Origin of the sequence: Brevibacterium sp. (genome assembly GCF_052105255.1) — a bacterium.
Lineage (GTDB): Bacteria > Actinomycetota > Actinomycetes > Actinomycetales > Brevibacteriaceae > Brevibacterium > Brevibacterium linens_B.
This window is the reverse complement of record NZ_JBQDYQ010000016.1, coordinates 11337-29470: the sequence shown is the minus strand read 5'-3', so window position 1 is coordinate 29470 and position 18134 is coordinate 11337. Positions and strand designations below refer to the sequence as shown.

Here is an 18134-nt window from a genome sequence, read left to right as displayed (position 1 = left end):
GACCTCGAGGCCTGAACTTCCCTGTCTTCCTCGAAAAGGCTGTAACGATGAAATATCTATTGCCCACTGTTGCGGGCTGCGCTTCTGTTGCGCTGGTCGGCACCTTAGCGGTCACGGCACCGTCGGCTACCGCAGCCACGACGTCGCCTGATGTGTCCAAAGAGGCGCTGAACGTCAGCAAAGAGGGACTCAACGTCCCCGGTGCCCGCGATTCCAGTGATTCCACGGCCACTGCCGCCAGCCAGAGCGCCACGAGCAATCTGCCGAACATCTTCAAGTCGCAGACTGCCCTGGCATCGGCCAAGGTGCCCGATATCGTCAACGCCTCGGCGTCGGCGTCTGCGGGTTCAGTCAACAATGTCTCCGCCGGACTGACCTCCGGAGCCGACGAAGCCGTGCCGTCCGAGGGATCGGCTCCGTCCGAGACCGAGCAGGCTCCCGCCGAAGGCGCAGAGAACGAATCCCCGAAGTCCGAGGACGAGAAGTCCGACGATGCGGGGGACGAGGGTGCGAAGGATTCGTCCGACGAGTCGAAGACTGAGGACGAAGACGACATCTCCGGTTCGGTCCGTCAGAAGACCGAAGACGGAGTGAACATCGCGCTCATCTCCGATGTCCTCGACGTTCCCGCGAACAACCCGAGCCTCATCGGCTTCACGTTCTCGCAGGCGAAGTCCAATATCCGCATCCAGGTCCGCACCAAGCAGGGCTCGGAATGGGGCAATTGGAACACCCTGGACGAAGAGCAGCAGGAAGAGGCACAGAACCAGGGATCGGAACCGATGACGGTCTCGAACGCCTCTGCTGTGCAGATGCGCATCCTCGGTGATTCCGCGCCTAGTGAGGCCGAGCTCGTGCTCGTCGACCCGAAGCGAGACGCCGGCGATGCTCAGGCCGTGGCCGAGAACGATCCTGTCGAACTCGACGATCAGGTCGGCGGCGATACCGCCGGCACCGAGACCGCGCCCGAGCAGTCGACCGAGAACTCGACCGACGCCGAGGCGGCATCCGCAGAGAACGTCGACGCGTCCGCCGGTGCGACCGTGACCAATCAGAACTATGTGCCCGGATCGTCGACGGTCGAGACCGTGGCGAAGAAGGTGTCTAAGCCGAAGATCGGCTCTCGCAGCTCGTGGGGAGCCAAAGCCTACCGCGGCAGCCCCGACTACGCCAGCGGCATCAAACAGGCCGTTGTCCACCACACCTCCGGCTCGAACAGCTACTCGTCGGCCGACGTTCCCGGAATCATCCGTGGTATCCAGGCCTACCACCAGCAGGGTCGCGGCTGGAACGACATCGGATACAACGTCGTCGCAGACAAGTACGGTCGGCTCTGGCAGGCCCGCGGCGGTGACATCTCGAAGGCCGTCATCGGCGCACACGTCGCCGGGCACAACACCGGAACCTTCGGCATCTCCGTGCTGGGTACCTACAACAGCGCGGCTCCGCCGAAGAAGACCCGCGATGCCGTCGCCTCGGCGATCGCGTGGAAGTTCTCGATCAACGGAATCTCGAAGGCGACGAAGTCGAACCTGGTCGGACACCGCGACCTGGGACAGACCGAGTGCCCGGGTGATGCCTTCTACGCCAAGCTGGGCGAGATGCGTTCGACGGTCAACTCGATCCTGAAGACCGGCGAGCAGCCCAGCGACAGCAAGGACGACTCCAAGAAGGACGACTCCAAGAAGGACGACTCCAAGAAGGACGATTCCAAGAAGGACGATTCCAAGAAGGACGACGACAAGAAGGACGACGACAAGAAGGCTGAGAAGCCGAAGGCGAAGACCACGATCGAGAAGTACGCCGAGAAGAACAAGCTCGGCAAGGCTCTCGGCAAGGAATATGACGTCAAGGGCATCTCGGGCGCCAAGGCGCAGAAGTTCGAGAAAGGCACCGTCTACTGGTCCAAGAAGACCGGCGCCTACCACCTGTCCGGGTCGATCGCCTCGGCGTACAAGGGCAATGCAGTCACCGACTTGGGGCTGCCCACCTCCGCGGAGAAGGGCGGCCTCAAGGGCGGGGGCGCCGCGCAGCGCTTCGAAAAGGGCTCGTTCTACTGGTCGAAGGACACCGGTGCTCACTACACCTCCGGCACCATCATGAAGTACTGGGGTGACAAGGGGACCGTCAAGGGTCACCTCGGTTACCCCAAGTCGGACGTGGTCTACAAGAAGGGCCGCGGTGAGCAGCTCTTCCAGGGCGCACGTCTGGTCTGGGCCGAAGGCTACGGAACCACCGAGTTCTCTCCCAAGGGGTCGATCGCCGGGGGAGTCAGCGACGATAACTCTCCGGGCGGTACGACACCGCCAGGAGACGATTCCACCGATGACAAGTCGCCTGCAGACTCCGGGGAAGGTTCTGCAGACGACAAGGACTCGAAGGATGACAAGTCCAAGGACGATTCCAAGAAGGATGACAAGTCCAAGGACGATTCCAAGAAGGATGACAAGTCCAAGGATGATTCCAAGAAGGATGACAAGTCCAAGGATGACTCCAAGAAGGATGACAAGTCCAAGGATGACTCCAAGAAGGACGACAAGCCGTCCAAGGCCGAGAAGATCGCGGCCCAGCGTGCGTCCATCATCAAGGACGCGAAGGCCAACCTCGGCGTCAGGTACGTCTGGGGCGGCACGTCGCCGAAGACCGGTTGGGACTGCTCGGGCTACACCCAGTACGTCTATGGCAAGAACGGCATCAAACTGCCGCGCACAACCAGCCAGCAGCGTTACGCGGGCAAAGAGATCTCTCTCAAGGACGCCGAGGCCGGCGACCTCATCTGGATCCCCGGTCACATCGGAATCATCTCCGAGACCAAGGGCCAGATGTACGACGCCGGTTCGTCGCGGACGAACACCACGAAGCGCAGCTACAGTTGGATGCTGAACCGCGGAGCCAAGGTCATCCGCGTCGTCGGCTGACACCTGGCTTCGAGGACAGGGCGGACAGCGTCTGCCAGACAGTGCCCCGAGGACGATCCCACTGCGGATTGCCCTCGGGGCACTCTCTGGTTCGCCCCACGATCCTGCGGGCGATGGTGACCGGTGTGAAAGCATCAGCCCAGGTGACAAGCGGTGAATTGATCGTGACTTCGGTTGAACAGTCAGTGAAGTGCCGCCTCGGCGTGTGATGGTGGGACTAGGCTTGTCGAAGCACACCCGGAACACACCGGATGTGCTGACGACTCTCAACTGTCAGAAGGGGGCCCGCAGTGCATCGTCTGCACAACACGGTCAAGAACTTCGAATGGGGCAGCATCGACGCGATTCCCGCAATCCTCGGCACTGCTCCGGACGGCACCCCCTGCGCGGAACTCTGGCTCGGAGCCCACCCGGTCAGCCCCTCTCGACTCGACGTCAGCCGCACCCGCGCCCAATCTCCGCTGGAACAACGGAACCGCCTCGGCGCTCAGGAGGCAGCCGGCGGCGTGGCGACCGAGGCCGAGCCTCGGCTCGGGCCCAACCTCATCGAATATCTGGCGGGGGACCCGGAGGGCCTGCTCGGCCACAATTCCCTCGAGTCCTTCGGTACGCGACTGCCGTTCCTGCTCAAAGTGCTCTCGGCCAGTAAGGCACTGTCGATCCAGGTGCACCCGAATCGCGAGCAGGCGCGGGCAGGATTCGCCGCCGAGGAAGCGAACGGTCCGGCGCTGGACGCTCCCGACCGGAACTTCAAGGATGCCTCGGCGAAACCGGAGCTCATCTATGCTCTCACGGACTTCCACGCGCTCACGGGGTTCCGCCCGCGCAAGGCTGTGCGGGCGACGTTCGAACGGATGCTCTCTCAGCCGCTGACTCCGCCGTCCCTGGACGTCCTGGGAGCGATCATCGGCGCGCTGAAGTCCTTCAGTGAGTCCAAGGCCCTGTCCCGTGCCGTCGAAATCATCCTCAGCGACCCGGGGACACCAGGGCTCGTCGACGAGGTGGCCGCCCACGGAATCGACGAACAGCCATCCGGGCACATCAGCCGGTCCGGCAGTGCGGTCGACCCAGCACAGACGTTCTGCGAGCTCGTCACCGACTACCCACACGATCCGGGTGCTCTGGTCGGGCTCATGCTCAACCGAGTCCACCTGCAGCCGGGTGAGGCGCTGACCATGGACGCCGGGGTTCTGCACGCCTACCTCTTCGGCACGGGCATCGAGATCATGGCTTCGAGCGACAACGTCGTGCGCGGCGGGCTGACCTCGAAGCACGTCGACATCGAACAGCTGGCGACGATCACGGACTTCCGCGCCGGGACCCCGCGGATGGTCGAACCCGACCGCTCCGGAATGCTGCTCGGCCCCACCGACGATTTCGCTCTGCAGGCGCTGCGGTGTCCGCGCGTGACGACCGTGCAGCGGCGCGGTGCGGCGATCGCGCTGTGCACCGCGGGAACTGTCACTCTCAGTTCGCTCGGTTCGTCGCTCACCCTCGAGCGTGGGCAGAGCGCCTTCATCGCAGCGAACGAACCGATTGTGACGGCAGACGGCCACGGCGACCTGTTCGTGGCGACCACCGGCTTGAACTCCGGAGCAGCCGGCCGCTGAGTCTGCGGCGAACGGACCGGACTCCTCGCCTGCGGCAGAACACAGAACAGTGGTCACGTCCGGATGCTTCTGAGCGTTCAGAGCATCCGGACGTGACCACTGTTCGATCGGCAGGTGTGCTCGTTCCGACACTGCTCGCGCTCAGCAGAGCAGCCGACCGGTCAGTTCTGACTCAGGCGGCGACCTCGACGGTCGGGACGTCGGCGGGGACGATCACCTCGGCGCCGGTCTTCTCCTTGACCTCGTCGACGGTCACGTCCGGGGCGAGCTCGACGAGGGTGAAGGCGTCACCGCTGACATCGAGGACTGCGATATCGGTGATGATGCGTTCGACGACTCCCTTTCCGGTCAGCGGCAGGTCGCAGGACTTCAGCAGCTTGTGCGAGCCGTCCTTGGCGACGTGGTCCATGATGACGATGACGCGCTGGGCGCCGTGCACGAGGTCCATCGCACCGCCCATGCCCTTGACCATCTTGCCCGGGATCATCCAGTTCGCGATGTCGCCGTTCGTGGCCACCTGCATGGCGCCGAGGATCGCGGCGTTGATCTTGCCGCCGCGGATCATGCCGAAGCTCGCCGCCGAGTCGAAGTACGCGGCGCCCGGGTTCATCGTCACGATCTCCTTGCCCGCGTTGATGAGGTCGGGGTCGATCTCGTCCTCGGTCGGGTAGGGGCCGACACCGAGCAGCCCGTTCTCCGACTGGAGGACGAGATGGACGCCCGCGGGCAGGAAGTTCGGAACCAGGGTCGGCATGCCGATGCCGAGGTTGACGTAGCTGCCGTCTTCGAGTTCCTGGGCGGCACGGGCCGCCATCTGATTGCGTGTCAATGACATTTCTGTGTCTCCTCAGGCTTCTCTCACGGTGCGCTTCTCGATGGGCTTGTCCGCCACCTGCTCAGGTGTCAGCGGCACCACGCGGTGGACGAAGACGCCCGGCACGTGGACCATGTCCGGATCGATCTCGCCGGGTTCGACGAGCTTTTCGACCTCGGCGATGGTGATGCGAGCCGACTGTGCGGCCGGGGGATTGAAGTTCCTGGCCGAGGAGTGGAACACGAGGTTGCCGTGCCGGTCGCCGATTGCCCCACGCACAAGTGCGTAGTCGGGGGCCAGGGACTTCTCGAGGACATATTCCTTCTCTTCGCCGAAGGTGTCGAAGACCTTCGTCTCCTTGGCCGGGGACTCCGTGACGACGTTGCCGTCCGAGTCGTACTTCCAGGGCATGCCGCCTTCGGCCACCTGGGTGCCTGCGCCCGTGATGGTGTAGAAGCCCGGGATCCCGGCGCCTCCTGCACGCAGCTTCTCCGCCAGGGTGCCCTGCGGGGTGAGTTCGACCTCGAGTTCACCGGAGAGGTACTGACGGGCGAATTCCTTGTTCTCGCCGACGTAGGAGGCGATGATGCGGCGCAGTCGCCCGGCGGCGAGCAGGATGCCCAGGCCCCGGCCGTCGACTCCGGCGTTGTTCGAGATCACTTCGAGGTCCTTGGCTCCCTGGTCCTGGAGAGCCCGAATGAGGAATTCGGGCACGCCCACGACACCGAAGCCGCCCACGGCGATCGATGATCCATCTGCAATGTCGGCCACCGCTGCTGCGGGGGTATCAACTACTTTGTCCATGTGCCCAGTGTGCCATGGACCACTCCCAGCCCGGCCGCCAGGTCCGTGATGCGAGCATCGTCGACTCTGCTGGTGAGCAGGACTTCACCACCACCGAGGAGGTGCTGCAGAAAGCGCGGCCATTCGCCTGGCAGCGGGGTCGAGTTCGAGACGAGCAGTCCCTGCGGGCGGGTCTCGGCGGTCGCCTCCGAGCGCGTCCAGTCGATGAGCTGACCGTCCACTTCGAGGATTCCCGAAGCGTCGAGGCGGCGTGCAGTGACATCGGGGTAGGCGCGGATCGCGGAATTGACGTCGATGAAATCGGCATCGACCGGAGTGCTCAGCGCCAGGGCCGGGGGATTGAAGACGAAGACCTCGTCGGCATCGGACACCGCGTCATCATCCTCGTGACCGACGGGAACGAGAGCCATGAAGTCCTCCGTCGGCGGTTCTGCTGCGATGTTGACGCGGCCGCCGGCCAGCAGGACGCTGAGGATCGCGACGAGTTCGCGCCAGTGCAGTCCCTCCGGAAGCGGAGCGAAGAGTGTGAAGTCCGGGCCGAGGTCATAGTCCCCGAAGAGACCGACTCCCTTATTCACCCAGTTCGAGACGACCGGGCCGGTGAGATCGAGGCGATCGAAATCGGGGCCGCGCCAGATCAGGACGGGTCCGCCGGTGTGCGCAATGACTGAGAGATCCATATCCGCTTTCTTCGGTGTACGTCGGGTGGTGTCGGCCGGGCAGATCAGGGCACGATGAGGCCGATGTCGATCGTGACTCCGCGGGGGAAGGCCCCCAGCTCACCGTCGACCCAGTGATAGCGGGTGGAGGCGCTGAGATCTTCGGCGAAGAGCGCGGTGTGGAGACGCTCGACCAGGGACCCGAGCCCGACCATCGCCTCGAGCAGCGGGGGACCGCCCGACTGAGCGGTCGCCGGTGAATCAGAGGGACTGAGCGTGATCCGCGATCCGGAGCCTTCGATGCGCATCCGCCACGCCGCATGGCCGGGAGTCCGCGACTGCCCGGCGCGGACGACGCGGATCGCTCGAGAGACGCGTTCGAGGATGTCGTCGCTGTTGTCGCCGGCAGGGGCGCTGCCGGGCAGGTCGGTGACACCCAGCCCGCGCTGAATGGCTTCGACATGGCCGTGGCGGAACCAGTCCTCGCCGAGATCGCGGGACAGGGCCCGAGCGCCGTCGCTGCCATTGTCGAGGTATCCGCCGGCGCCGCGGACCAGTGCCATCGGCAGTCCGCGGGAGGAGCCTTTGACCAGGTCCGCAGCCGCCGCGATCTCGTCGGCGACAGCGCGCACAGTCACGGTCTGGACGCGTCCGTCGTCGTCGGGGCGCCCGCGCTGGTCGTCCAGGCCGGAGAACCCGGACAGTCCGATGGCGATATCGCCGACCCCGACCCGCCACGGCCGCGAACTCGTATCCGAGATGACCAGACCGATGCGCACCCCGAAGGCCTGTTCGATCCGTCGGCGCAGGCCATCGGCGGACCGGTCGCTGTCGAGGGGGTGGAGGATGACGGCACCGCCGGAGTTCGACTGGTCGAGACCGGCTGCGGCCTGCACGGTGCCCGCCGGAGTGCGCACGACCTGAACGGTGGTGCCGGAGCGATACGAGCGTTCGGCGACGAGGTGGGTGCCGCTCTCCGCGACGAGTTCTTCGAATTCGGCTCGATCGGAGACCGTGCGCAGGCGGCCCTCAGCTTTGGAGACGACCTTCGACGCGACGACGAGGATATCGCCGTCCTTGAGGTCGATGCGGTTGCGCCGCAGAGCGTTGATGAGGATCGCAGAGAGGTCGGAACCCTGCCCGATCTCTTCCTCGACGGGAGGTGCGTAGACGGTGAGCAGACGATCATTCATACCGGACCGCCGGTGATTCCACTCTCATTCCTCCATAATCCCATTGCGGGTGCCCACTTTCTAAATTCTCCAGGTTTGTTCAGGCGGATCCCACAGGTTGTGCCCTATGACGCGACCATGACCTATATATGGGGTTCTGGGTGCGTGTGCATGTGAACGCGTGTTCGAATCGCGTCTCATGGGGCGTCTCAGTACTCCATAAGGGCTTGACGGGGCGGTAATGACACGCGTGTAATTTATACCTAAGGGGAACGCGCCGAGCAGGGATCCTTCAGGATTCGACCGTACATCGGACTGATCGCCTCAGTCACGGTACTGGACCTGCTCGAGCGTGAGAAAGGGGAAAACCGTGCAAAGTGCACAGAGAGAATGGCGGGAGAGAGAAGACTTCACCGCCGCACCGGGAGTCACCTCCCGCCGCGCCGAAGACTGGTTCATCGAACCGGGAGCACGTACACCCGAGACACTGCCTGATCCGCTGGCCGTCGATCCGAGTGATCTGACACCGCTGCAGCCGGACAACTCCGCGGTCTCTCCGCTGTCGCTGCTCCTGGGAGCTGCAGACGACGGTGAACTGTCCTGGCAGGACCAGGCCCTCTGCGCTCAGACCGACCCCGAGGCGTTCTTCCCGGAGAAGGGCGGATCGACTCGTGAAGCCAAGCGGGTCTGCGCCTCCTGCGACGTCCGTTCCGAATGCCTCGAATATGCTCTCGCCAACGATGAGCGCTTCGGCATCTGGGGCGGAATGTCCGAACGCGAACGCCGCCGGCTCAAGAAAAAGGTCGTGTGAGTCAAGCCGTCACCATCGTCGTCGTCTCCGGCGACGATGCCAGCAAAGTCGAGCTCGAAACAACTCTTCGTCCGCACTTCCCCGAGATCCCCATGGTGGATCTCGGGGATCGGACGGTCCGCGAAGTCGGCGAGATGCCGGACGTCGCGGACTCGGATTTCCTGTGGTTCCTCACCCCTGACTCCCGTCCCGAACCCGACTGTCTCGATGAGCTGCTCGACGCCATCGGGGAGACCGAATCCATCGCCGCCGTCGGGCCGAAGCTCATGTGCTCCGGTCGCATCGTCTCCGCCGGAGTGAGCACCACCTCGGCAGGGGAGCGGTTCAACCCCGTGGGCTCCGGGGAGATCGACCAGGGCCAGCGTGACAGCCAGATCGAAACGCTGGGTCTCGACCTGCCCGGCCTGCTCATGGCCACCACGGAACTTGAGCGAATCGGAGCACCGTCCCGCGTGCTCGGCCCCGCCTATTCCGGTCTCGAATACTCCCGTCGTCTCCGCGACCTCGGCGCTCGAGTTCTGCTGGCGCCCCGCGCGCGGATGGAGATCTCCTCGGTCTCCGCCGCCCGGCTCGGCTCCTCACCGCACCCGCCGAGGTCAAAGGCCCAGATCCGGGCCGAGCAGCGCTACCGCCTCAGCCTCGCCGGACAGGGGCTGTTCGCACTGTTCTGCCTGCTGGCTCTCGGCCACCTCGGTCGGATCGTCGGCGGGTTGCTGGCGAACAATTTCAAGCCTGCCGGATGGCACCTCTCCGCGCTCTTCGGCCTGCCCGCCGACGTGTCGACCACCGCGCCGCTGCGCCGTGCCAACGCCCGCCGCAACCGAGCGGCCAAGCGGTCGAACACCACCCACGTCGCCGCTCTGTACGCCGACGACGAAGAACTCGCCGTCCAACGCCGGACGATGAGCACAGACAGCGACGAGCCGCGCCCGGCAGAGGTTCCCACCGGCGGACCCGACGCCGATGCCGAACTCAACCCGGTCGGTGACACCGAGGAGGCCATCGACTCCTTCTCCCGTCTGGAGATCTCCGGCGGTTCGAGCCTGCTCCGCGCACCCCTGACCTATGTGATCCTTGCCGCCGTGGTGATGAGCGGTGTCATCAGCTTTCGACTCTTCGGCCCTGGTCATCTCGACGGCGGCGCCCTGGGCTCGACCGATATCGGCCTCGGTGAGATCGTCGACCGCCTGCTCGGCCGCCACCTCGACGTCTCGACCGGTGCAGCAGTGCCTGCCGACCCCTATCATCTCGTCATCGGTGCTCTCTCCCTGCTCTTCTTCGGCCATGTCGACGTCATGGTCCGCTCCCTGCTTCTGACCGCGCCGATCCTGGCCGCCGTCACCGCCTACGCGGGTGCCGGCAGCGTGCTCGCGAGGCGTTGGGTGCGCGGCTTCGCCGCTCTGCTGTGGATCGCGTCCCCGCTGCTGACGACCGCGCTCTCGGACGGTCGCCTCGGTGTGATCCTCGTCTGGATCTGCGCACCGCTGGTGGTGCTGACTCTGCGCCGCAGCCTGGCCACCGGATCGGTAGCGGCAGCGGCCGCCACCGGGCTGCTGCTGTTCGTCATCACCGCCGGAGTTCCGCTCCTCCTGCTGGTCACGATCCTCGGCACAGCGGTGCTGCTGGTCGCCGGTCGTGGTCTGCGTCATCTGTGGCTGCTCGCCCCGACCGTGTTCCTGGGATGGCCATGGCTGTGGGCCGTGGTCCGAGAACCCGGAACGCTGCTGACCATGCCCGGGCAGACCATGGCCACGGACTCTGCGCCGACGTACCTTCTGGCCGTCGGCTTCCCCGCTCCGACCGACATGACCTGGCTGGCGAACCTCATCGCCGACATCGGTCTCGGCGGGGTCTCTGCCGGTGTCCTCCAGCTCTGGGCACCGGTCATCATGCTGCCGATGCTCATCCTGGCCTTCTTCGCCCTCATCGAAACCCGGCTCGAACTCTCCCGCCTGACCTGGGCTGTCGGGCTCTACCTCGGCGGTCTCATCCTCGCCGCGGTCCAAGTGCATCTGCCCGCGCAGACGGGGCCGTTCCATCTCATCGGGTCCTACCCTGCAGCGGGACTGACTCTGGTCAGCCTCGGCTCGATCCTGCTGCTGTCCCTGGGATCCGACCACGCGGCCGGACGACGTCCCGGGCGCGGCGGGACTGCCGGTCCGACGACCCCGAAGAGCGGCACCGAAGCGAGCTCCGTGACCGCTGGTCGTGCGCCCATGCGCGGCCTCGTCGGGCTCGTGACCGTGGCGGCCATCGGGCTCATCGCCATCGGCGCCGGACGGGCCACGTCTTCGGCGGATCCGGTCACCGCGACGTCCGAGAGCACTGTCCCCGCTCTGGCCGCGGATCGCGCAGACGGGGCGACCCAGGCACGCACTCTCCGTCTGGACAATGTCGACGGAGAGGTGCTGGCCACTCTCGTCTCCTCTGCCGACGGCACGGTTCTGGGCACATCGACCGTGACCTCGGCCGAGACCGTCGGAGGATGGCCGTGGCAGCGTCGTCCGCTGCCGATCACCCCCGACCAGGTGCTCGTGGCTCAGGCCGCGTCCGCGCTCTCTGCCGATGACACCGGCGACGTCGGCAGCATCCTCGGTGAGCTCGGGGTCGATTTCGTCCTCATCGGCCCGAACGCCGGCAGCCTGACCAACTCCGTGTCCGTCTCGGAGGGCCTCCTGCCGGTCGGCCCCACCTCGTCGGGACAGCTGTGGCGCGTCGACAAGCCCTACAGCGGACGGTTCCTCATCCGCGACTCCGAAGGGCGGGTCTCCACCGCGGTGATGACGGGCACCACCGCGGCGATGAGGGGCACCACCGCGACGGTGCCGGCCGGCCAGGACGGGCGCACACTGACGATCGCCGACGCCTCAGACGGAATCACCGCGCGCATCGACGGCGAGCCGCTGCCGCAGCCGAAACCCGACGCAGAGGACTGGGCCAGCGAGTTCGACCTCCCCGCGTCCGGAGGGACGGTCGACATCACAGTGGACTCACCGCTCTACCCGGTCGGAGTCATCGTCGGATGGGTCCTCGGACTGCTCAGCCTCATCGTGGCCATTCCCTTCGGTCGGGCAGGGAAGAAGTCCGGCCGCGCGGGGGAGAGAGCATGAAACATCAGCGCAGCATCGTCACCTTCGCAGCAATCGCCGTGCCCGGAGTGCTCGTGGCCACGACCTCGTTCCTCACTCCGCTGACCCCCGGCACGCTGGACCGCAGCCCCGAACAGGTGCGCATGCCTACCGCGGATACCCGCGTCGTCTGTCCGGGCCCTCTGCTCACCGCCGCTGACGCCGAAGGCACCGACGCCGAGTTCGTCGATGATTCGAAGGTCTCGACCCGGGTCGTCGCCGCTTCCGCTCCGATCGGCGCTGCAGACGGTTCGACCTCATCGGCTCGCCTCCAGGTCGCCGATCTGGGTGGTTCGATCGACTACGACAATCCCTCCGGACAGGGTTTCGTCTCCGGCGATGACAGCGTCGACTCGACGAAGATCGTCACTGGTTTCGCCCGTCCCGGCGCGCCTGCCCTGACGACTGGTCTCGAAACCGTCGAAGGCAGTTCCGGCGACCTCACCGGCCTCGCCACACTCACCTGTGCCCAGGCGTCGAGCAGCTTCCAAATCGTCGCCGGATCCGGGGCCACCGGCTCGAACTCGCAGCTGCTGCTGAGCAATCCGGGAGACGTTCCCGTCCAGGCGAAGGTCGCCCTCATGACCCCCGGCGGTGAGACTGCAGAACCGACCGAACTGAGCATCAAGGCCGGCGAGCAGCGTGCCGTCCCGCTGGGCGGTCTGGCCGGAGGAGCCGAAGCCCTGGCCGTCGATGTCACCGTCGACGGCGGAGTGCTGGCCGGCTCGATCCAGGAGACCGTCCTCGACGGCCTCAGACCCCAGGGCATCGACCTCGCCGCCGCCGGTGCCGGGGCCGATCGTCAGCAGGTGCTCACCGGACTCAGCGGCAAGGATGTGCGGGTGCGGGTGGCGAACCCGAGCAGCGATCTCGCCGAGGTGTCCCTGAAGGCGTACGGACCCGACGGTGAGATCGACATTCCCCGTTCGTCCATGACCGTCGTCAGCCGCGGTGTCGCCGAGGCCGAGCTCGGCGATCTCGATGCTGCGAGCCTCGTCGTCGAATCGTCTCAGCGCGTGCAGGCGGGGGCCTTCATCGGCAAGGACGGTGAGAAGGGTGCCGCCGACTTCGGCAGCATCCCGTCAACCGACACTCTCGCCGAGACCCAGCTCTTGGCGCTTCCGCGTACGGGAGAATCCTCCCTGAATCTCTCGCCCGGTCAGGGGCATGTGCAGGTGCAGGGAATGCTCGACGACGGAACGCTTACCGACCCGCAGTCGATCGATCTCAACCCGACGGGAACGACCGTGCTCAACCCGAGCGACGTCTCCGATGAGCCAGTGCGCGCGCTCGTCCTCAAAGGGTCCCAAGCTTCGGGGTCGCAGGCTGATGGAGTGCATGCGACTCTCGTCGTGACCACCGAGGACGGTATCTCCACTGCCGTCCCGGCCCCGGCCCCGGCGGGGGTGGCCTACCGGGATATCCGTCTCGGCTGAGATCCTGCCAACTGATGTGGGCGAGCCCGCTCTGTGCGCCGAGGAAGCCCGCCGAGCAGTCTCAGGTGCGACGGAGGATATCGATCTGGTCGGCCACCACCTCGGCGATGAGTGCATCGCGGGCCTCGCTGCCGGCATGGTCTTCGATCACTCGCCGGTAGAGGACGATATGGGTGGGTCGGTCCCCGGCCGGCGGGAAGACGCGACCGAAGCTCGGTTCGGTCGAACTCGCCGGCGGGACGGAATCGACAGCCAGCACCACCTCGGCGAGGAGAGCGGGTTCGCGTCTGCGCATCCGGGCGAACTCGGCGGCTGCGACCGCGGCGAAACTCTCCGCCCGACTCAGCCGCGCGGGCACCTTGGCCCGGTGCAGCGGAGACTGCAGACCCCGCCCATGTCGGTCGCGATGTCGCCGTGGTCTCATAGCATCTCATTCTACGTGCGGGGCCGCCGTGCCTGAGCGAATCGGCGGGTCCCGGCGTGTAGAGTGTGGGACTGTGTCAGCCGTGAGAATGTGTTCAAAAGTCAGCTGTTCGCGCCCCGCCGCCGCCACCATGACGTACGTGCACGCCGATGCGACCGTCGTCATCGGACCTCTGGGCAGGCGAGCCGAGCCGGGCGCTCATGACCTGTGCGCCGAACATGCGGCGAAGCTGACCCCACCCGTGGATTGGCAGCTCATCCGCATCGACTCCGGGCAGGCCCCGCCCGAACGCAGCCACGATGACCTGCTGGCCATCGCCGACGCCGTCCGTGAAGCCGCCGACCGTGCCGATCGGACCCCGCCCGGGCCCGAGTCGGCCCCGGCCGACGACCCGGCGGCCGCAGGACGCCGACACGGTCACCTGCGCATCATCGGCGACTCATGAACCATCCCGAACCGAGCTCGTTCGGTACCGATCCCGCACGGCAGATCCCGACGGACTCCGAACTCGGTCGAGCCCGGACGGCCGCGCTCGACGCCGCCGTCGGTGCCTATGACATCCGCGGTCGCATTCCCGATCAGCTCGACGAGGACATCCTGTTCGCCCTCGGCTGGGCGACGGCCCGCGCCATGGCAGAGATCCACACCGCCGCCGAGGTGGTCATCGGTCACGATATGCGACCGAGCTCTCCCGGATTCGCCCAGTCCTTCGCCGCCGGAGTCGACGCGGCCGGAGTCGACGCGGCCGGATCGAGAGCCGTCCTGCTGGGATTGTGCTCGACCGATCAGCTCTACTTCGCCTCCGGCATCTTCGACCTGCCCGGCGCCATGATCACCGCCAGCCACAATCCCGCCGACTACAACGGGATCAAAATCTGCGGACCCAGCGCCGCCGGAGTCAGCCTGGCCTCCGGACTCTCGCGAGTCAGGGAACTTGCGATCACCGCACCGCAGAGCGACGGCCGGACCATCGCCGACGATGAGAACGCAGCATTCCGGATGCGGGAGCAGTACGCGGCACGGATCCGCGAACTCACCCACGTCGATGAGGTCACGGGACTGACGATCGTGCTCGACGCCGGAAACGGCATGGCCGGGCGCCTCCTCGGGGAGGTCTTCGGCATGGACGCGGGGGCCGCCTCGGTGCCCTTCGACGTCATCGGCCTCTTCACCGAACTCGACGGGACCTTCCCCAACCACGAGGCGAACCCGCTCAAATCCGAGAACCTCGTCGACGCCGCACGCGCCGTCGTCGACAACGGAGCCGACCTGGGCCTCGTCTTCGACGGGGACGCCGACCGCTGTTTCTTCATCGACGAGACCGGGGCGACGATGTCGGCATCCGCCGTCGGCGCACTCGTCGCCGAACGGGAGATCGCCCGGGCCCGAGCGCTCGGGAATGACCGTCCGACCGTCATCCACAACCTCATCACCTCCCGCAGTGTGGCAGAGACGATCACAGCCGCCGGCGGCCATGCACTGAGGTCGAAGGTCGGTCATTCGGGCATCAAGACGCTCATGCGCGAAACCGGAGCCGTCTTCGCCTGCGAACACTCCGCACATTTCTATTTCGACGAATTCTTCGGTGCGGACTCGGGAATGCTCGCCGCCTGCCATCTCATCGCCGCCCTCGCCGGGTCACAGGCTCCCGCCTCTCGTCTGGTCGCCGACTATGACAGGTTCGTACAGTCCGGTGAGATCAACTTCACCGTCTCCGATCCCGATGCCGTGCTCGCCGACTTCGTCGCGCATGCCGGAGATTTCCCCGACAGCACCGTCGATGACCTCGACGGAATCGGTCTGCAGGGGTCGGACTGGTGGGTGAACCTGCGCAAGTCCAACACCGAACCTCTCGTCCGTCTCAATGTCGAGGCCGCCGATCCGGCGCAGGTCGACGCACTCACCCGCCAGGTCACGGACTTCGTCACCGCTCGCGCCTGAAGCCGGCGCTGTCCGCAGATCGGGCACGACGCGACAAGCCGGCCGCCCCGGCAATAGACTCGAACCCGATCCGACAGCCCGCCGTATGGAGGTACCGTGCTCGATTCCACTGACTTCAAGGTCGCCGATCTCAGCCTGGCCGAGGCCGGCCGGCACCAGATCCGCCTCGCCGAAAGGGAGATGCCGGGCCTCATGGCGCTGCGTGAGGAGTACGCATCGACGGCGCCGCTGGCCGGGGCGCGCATCGCCGGCAGCCTGCACATGACCGTGCAGACCGCGGTGCTCATCGAGACCCTCGTCGCCCTCGGCGCAGACGTCAGGTGGGCCAGCTGCAATATCTTCTCCACCCAGGACGAAGCCGCGGCGGCCGTCGTCGTCGGCTCCGGCACTCCCGACGCCCCGGCCGGTGTCCCGGTCTTCGCGTGGAAGGGCGAGACCCTCGAAGAGTACTGGTGGGCTGCGGACAAGATCTTCGACTTCGCGGACGGTCCCAACCTCATCCTCGACGACGGCGGCGACGCCACCATGTACGTGCTCAAGGGCACCGAATTCGAAGTCGCCGGGGGAGTGCCCACCGCCGGAGCCGAGGACTCGGAGGAATTCGCAGTCCTGCTCAAGCAGATCGCCACGTCCATCGAGGCGACTCCCGGCCGGTTCGCCCGTCTGGCTGCCGGGATCAAGGGGGTGAGCGAGGAGACGACGACCGGTGTCAACCGCCTCTACCGCCTCGCCGAACAGGGCGGACTGCCGTTCCCGGCCATCAACGTCAACGACTCGGTGACCAAGTCGAAGTTCGACAACCGCTACGGCATCCGCCATTCGCTGCCCGACGGACTCAACCGCGCCACCGACGTCCTCATCGGAGGAAAGATCGCCGTCGTCATCGGCTACGGCGACGTCGGCAAGGGCGCCGCCGAGGCTCTGCGCGGGCAGGGTGCGCGCGTCATCGTCACCGAGATCGACCCGATCTGTGCGCTGCAGGCAACGATGGACGGCTATCAGGTCGCTCTCCTCGCCGAGGCGGCTCCCCAGGCCGACATCATCATCACCACGACGGGGAACACCCGGGTCCTCGATGTCGATGTGCTGCAGACGCTCAAACCCGGTGCCATCGTCGGCAATGTCGGCCACTTCGATGAGGAGATCGATCTGGCCGGGCTGTCCCGTCTGCCCGGTGTGACGAAGATCGAGATCAAACCCCAGGTCCACGAGTGGAGCGTACCCGTGCCCGCCGAGGCGGGACTCGACCGTGATCGCACGGACTTCCTCGTCCTCTCCGAAGGACGGCTGCTCAACCTGGGCAACGCCACCGGCCATCCGTCATTCGTGATGAGTGCCTCGTTCAGCAATCAGGTGCTCGCCCAGATCGAACTGTGGAACGTCCACGACGACTACGGCAACACGGTGCACCGGTTGGCGAAGGAACTCGACGAGAAGGTGGCGCGTCTCCACCTGCCGGCTCTCGGGGCGAAGCTGTCCGAACTGAGCAAGGAACAGGCCGAATACATCGGTGTGGACGTGGCGGGACCGTTCAAACCCGAGCACTACCGCTACTGATCGGACCGGCGGCGGGTGAGGCTGAGACCGTAGGGGAGCGTGTCGACTCGGGACCGGAACGCATTCGCGCGATCCGTACGTCGGCGCTGCTTCTCGACTTCCGCAATGCGACGGCGATGGATGACCGCGGACAGGAACTGTTCGGGAAACGTTCCCTCTGGCGGGGCCGGAGCGACATAGGCATTGAGCTCGGTGGCGAGCTCGATCGCTCGTTGCCACCGCGACTCCGCTCCGAGCTGGGGCGCCATGGCGAGGAATTGGACGATGCGCCGATGCAGCCCGTCGGGGATCGTCGTCACATCGGTGCGGCCCAGCCAGTCGTGCAGATGCGGAGCCACGTGAGTGTGCATGGGCGGCAGAGGTCGGCTGCGTTCGCTGACGGCGATGGTTCCGGCCAGATAGTCGCCGAGGCGTTTGGCCTGCGGTGAGAGGAGCCCGGACAGGGCTGCGATGCCGCCGCCTGAGGAGACGATCTCGAACGGCCACAGCAGGGCGCGGATGAAGGAATGCCGCAGGCGCACCGCACCGCCGTCGTCACGGACGACCCTCAGCCCGAGGATGAGCTTGCCCAGCGAGCGACCGTGGCTGAGCACCTCGACGAGCATCGGCAGCAGCACGAAGACGAAGATCGTCATGACGGTGATGAGCGAGCCGAGAAGCAGTCCGTTGAGATCGAGCACCTTGAGCATGAGCCAGAACATCGCGATGAGCAATCCGATATTCACCAGCGAATAGACGATGTAGTCGATCAGAGCGCTCAATGCCCGAGCCGCCAGAGCGGCCGGCTGGACATTGAGTTCGACGGCTTCACCGGTGATCAGAGTACTCACCCGACCATCGTGTCATATCGCCGCGTTCCG

14 protein-coding genes are annotated in these 18134 nt (G+C 66.1%); 8 read left to right on the top strand and 6 right to left on the bottom strand.

Annotation, left to right across the window (positions count from 1 at the left end; all coding sequences use genetic code 11):
- Nucleotides 1-47: 47 nt before the first annotated feature.
- Together ACTIIH_RS06720 and manA are read left to right on the top strand one after the other, a co-directional pair.
- Nucleotides 48-2918: an NlpC/P60 family protein gene (locus tag ACTIIH_RS06720; protein ID WP_441451205.1), complete on the top strand. Its 2871-nt coding sequence runs from the start codon at nucleotides 48-50 to the stop codon at nucleotides 2916-2918.
- Between the two features lie 290 nt (nucleotides 2919-3208).
- The gene (gene manA, locus ACTIIH_RS06715) at nucleotides 3209-4528 is read left to right on the top strand and encodes a mannose-6-phosphate isomerase, class I (protein ID WP_441451204.1); all 1320 of its coding nucleotides are present in this window, start codon (nucleotides 3209-3211) and stop codon (nucleotides 4526-4528) included.
- A 172-nt stretch (nucleotides 4529-4700) separates the two neighbouring features.
- Here the strand turns inward: manA and ACTIIH_RS06710 are convergent, their stop codons facing one another.
- Genes ACTIIH_RS06710 through ACTIIH_RS06695 form a run of 4 tightly spaced genes read right to left on the bottom strand, consistent with a single transcriptional unit; the run spans nucleotide 4701 to nucleotide 7998 of the window.
- Nucleotides 4701-5363 carry a 3-oxoacid CoA-transferase subunit B gene (locus tag ACTIIH_RS06710; RefSeq protein WP_441091469.1) on the bottom strand — a complete coding sequence of 221 codons (663 nt, stop codon included), beginning with the start codon at nucleotides 5361-5363 and terminating at the stop codon, nucleotides 4701-4703.
- A gap of 12 nt (nucleotides 5364-5375) precedes the next feature.
- Nucleotides 5376-6146, bottom strand: a complete 771-nt coding sequence (locus tag ACTIIH_RS06705) for a CoA transferase subunit A (RefSeq protein WP_441091470.1) — start codon at nucleotides 6144-6146, stop codon at nucleotides 5376-5378.
- Complete coding sequence (locus tag ACTIIH_RS06700) at nucleotides 6134-6826, bottom strand: hypothetical protein (RefSeq protein WP_441091471.1); 693 nt, start codon at nucleotides 6824-6826, stop codon at nucleotides 6134-6136. Before ACTIIH_RS06700 ends, ACTIIH_RS06705 begins: the two co-directional genes overlap by 13 nt.
- Nucleotides 6827-6870: 44 nt before the next feature.
- The gene (locus ACTIIH_RS06695; protein ID WP_441091472.1) at nucleotides 6871-7998 is read right to left on the bottom strand and encodes a coenzyme F420-0:L-glutamate ligase; all 1128 of its coding nucleotides are present in this window, start codon (nucleotides 7996-7998) and stop codon (nucleotides 6871-6873) included.
- A gap of 349 nt (nucleotides 7999-8347) precedes the next feature.
- Here ACTIIH_RS06695 and ACTIIH_RS06690 point away from each other — a divergent pair, with 349 nt between their 5' ends.
- The 3 genes from ACTIIH_RS06690 to ACTIIH_RS06680 are packed head-to-tail and all read left to right on the top strand — an operon-like array spanning nucleotide 8348 to nucleotide 13352.
- The gene (locus ACTIIH_RS06690; RefSeq protein ID WP_369864242.1) at nucleotides 8348-8788 is read left to right on the top strand and encodes a WhiB family transcriptional regulator; all 441 of its coding nucleotides are present in this window, start codon (nucleotides 8348-8350) and stop codon (nucleotides 8786-8788) included.
- Nucleotides 8785-11898, top strand: coding sequence for a glycosyl transferase (locus ACTIIH_RS06685; protein ID WP_441091473.1), 3114 nt, complete (start codon nucleotides 8785-8787; stop codon nucleotides 11896-11898). The genes ACTIIH_RS06690 and ACTIIH_RS06685 overlap by 4 nt, the downstream gene beginning before the upstream one ends.
- Nucleotides 11895-13352, top strand: a complete 1458-nt coding sequence (locus ACTIIH_RS06680; protein ID WP_441091474.1) for a DUF5719 family protein — start codon at nucleotides 11895-11897, stop codon at nucleotides 13350-13352. The genes ACTIIH_RS06685 and ACTIIH_RS06680 overlap by 4 nt, the downstream gene beginning before the upstream one ends.
- A 61-nt stretch (nucleotides 13353-13413) precedes the next feature.
- On the opposite strand, the gene ACTIIH_RS06675 is transcribed toward ACTIIH_RS06680, so the two are convergent.
- Nucleotides 13414-13776, bottom strand: coding sequence for a metallopeptidase family protein (locus ACTIIH_RS06675; protein ID WP_441091475.1), 363 nt, complete (start codon nucleotides 13774-13776; stop codon nucleotides 13414-13416).
- Nucleotides 13777-13864: 88 nt separating this feature from the next.
- On the opposite strand from ACTIIH_RS06675, the gene ACTIIH_RS06670 reads away from it, so the two are divergent.
- The 3 genes from ACTIIH_RS06670 to ahcY all read left to right on the top strand — a co-directional run bounded on the left by ACTIIH_RS06670 (nucleotide 13865) and on the right by ahcY (nucleotide 17274).
- Complete coding sequence (locus ACTIIH_RS06670) at nucleotides 13865-14221, top strand: DUF3499 domain-containing protein (RefSeq protein ID WP_127365287.1); 357 nt, start codon at nucleotides 13865-13867, stop codon at nucleotides 14219-14221.
- A complete protein-coding gene (manB, locus tag ACTIIH_RS06665; RefSeq protein WP_441451203.1) occupies nucleotides 14218-15717 on the top strand; it encodes a phosphomannomutase/phosphoglucomutase in 1500 nt (499 codons plus the stop codon). Before ACTIIH_RS06670 ends, manB begins: the two co-directional genes overlap by 4 nt.
- A 96-nt stretch (nucleotides 15718-15813) precedes the next feature.
- Nucleotides 15814-17274 (top strand): adenosylhomocysteinase, encoded by a 1461-nt coding sequence (ahcY, locus tag ACTIIH_RS06660; protein ID WP_441451202.1) that lies wholly within the window; start codon nucleotides 15814-15816, stop codon nucleotides 17272-17274.
- On the opposite strand, the gene ACTIIH_RS06655 is transcribed toward ahcY, so the two are convergent.
- Complete coding sequence (locus tag ACTIIH_RS06655; RefSeq protein ID WP_441451201.1) at nucleotides 17268-18104, bottom strand: RDD family protein; 837 nt, start codon at nucleotides 18102-18104, stop codon at nucleotides 17268-17270. The genes ahcY and ACTIIH_RS06655 overlap by 7 nt on opposite strands.
- Between the last annotated feature and the right edge of the window lie 30 nt (nucleotides 18105-18134).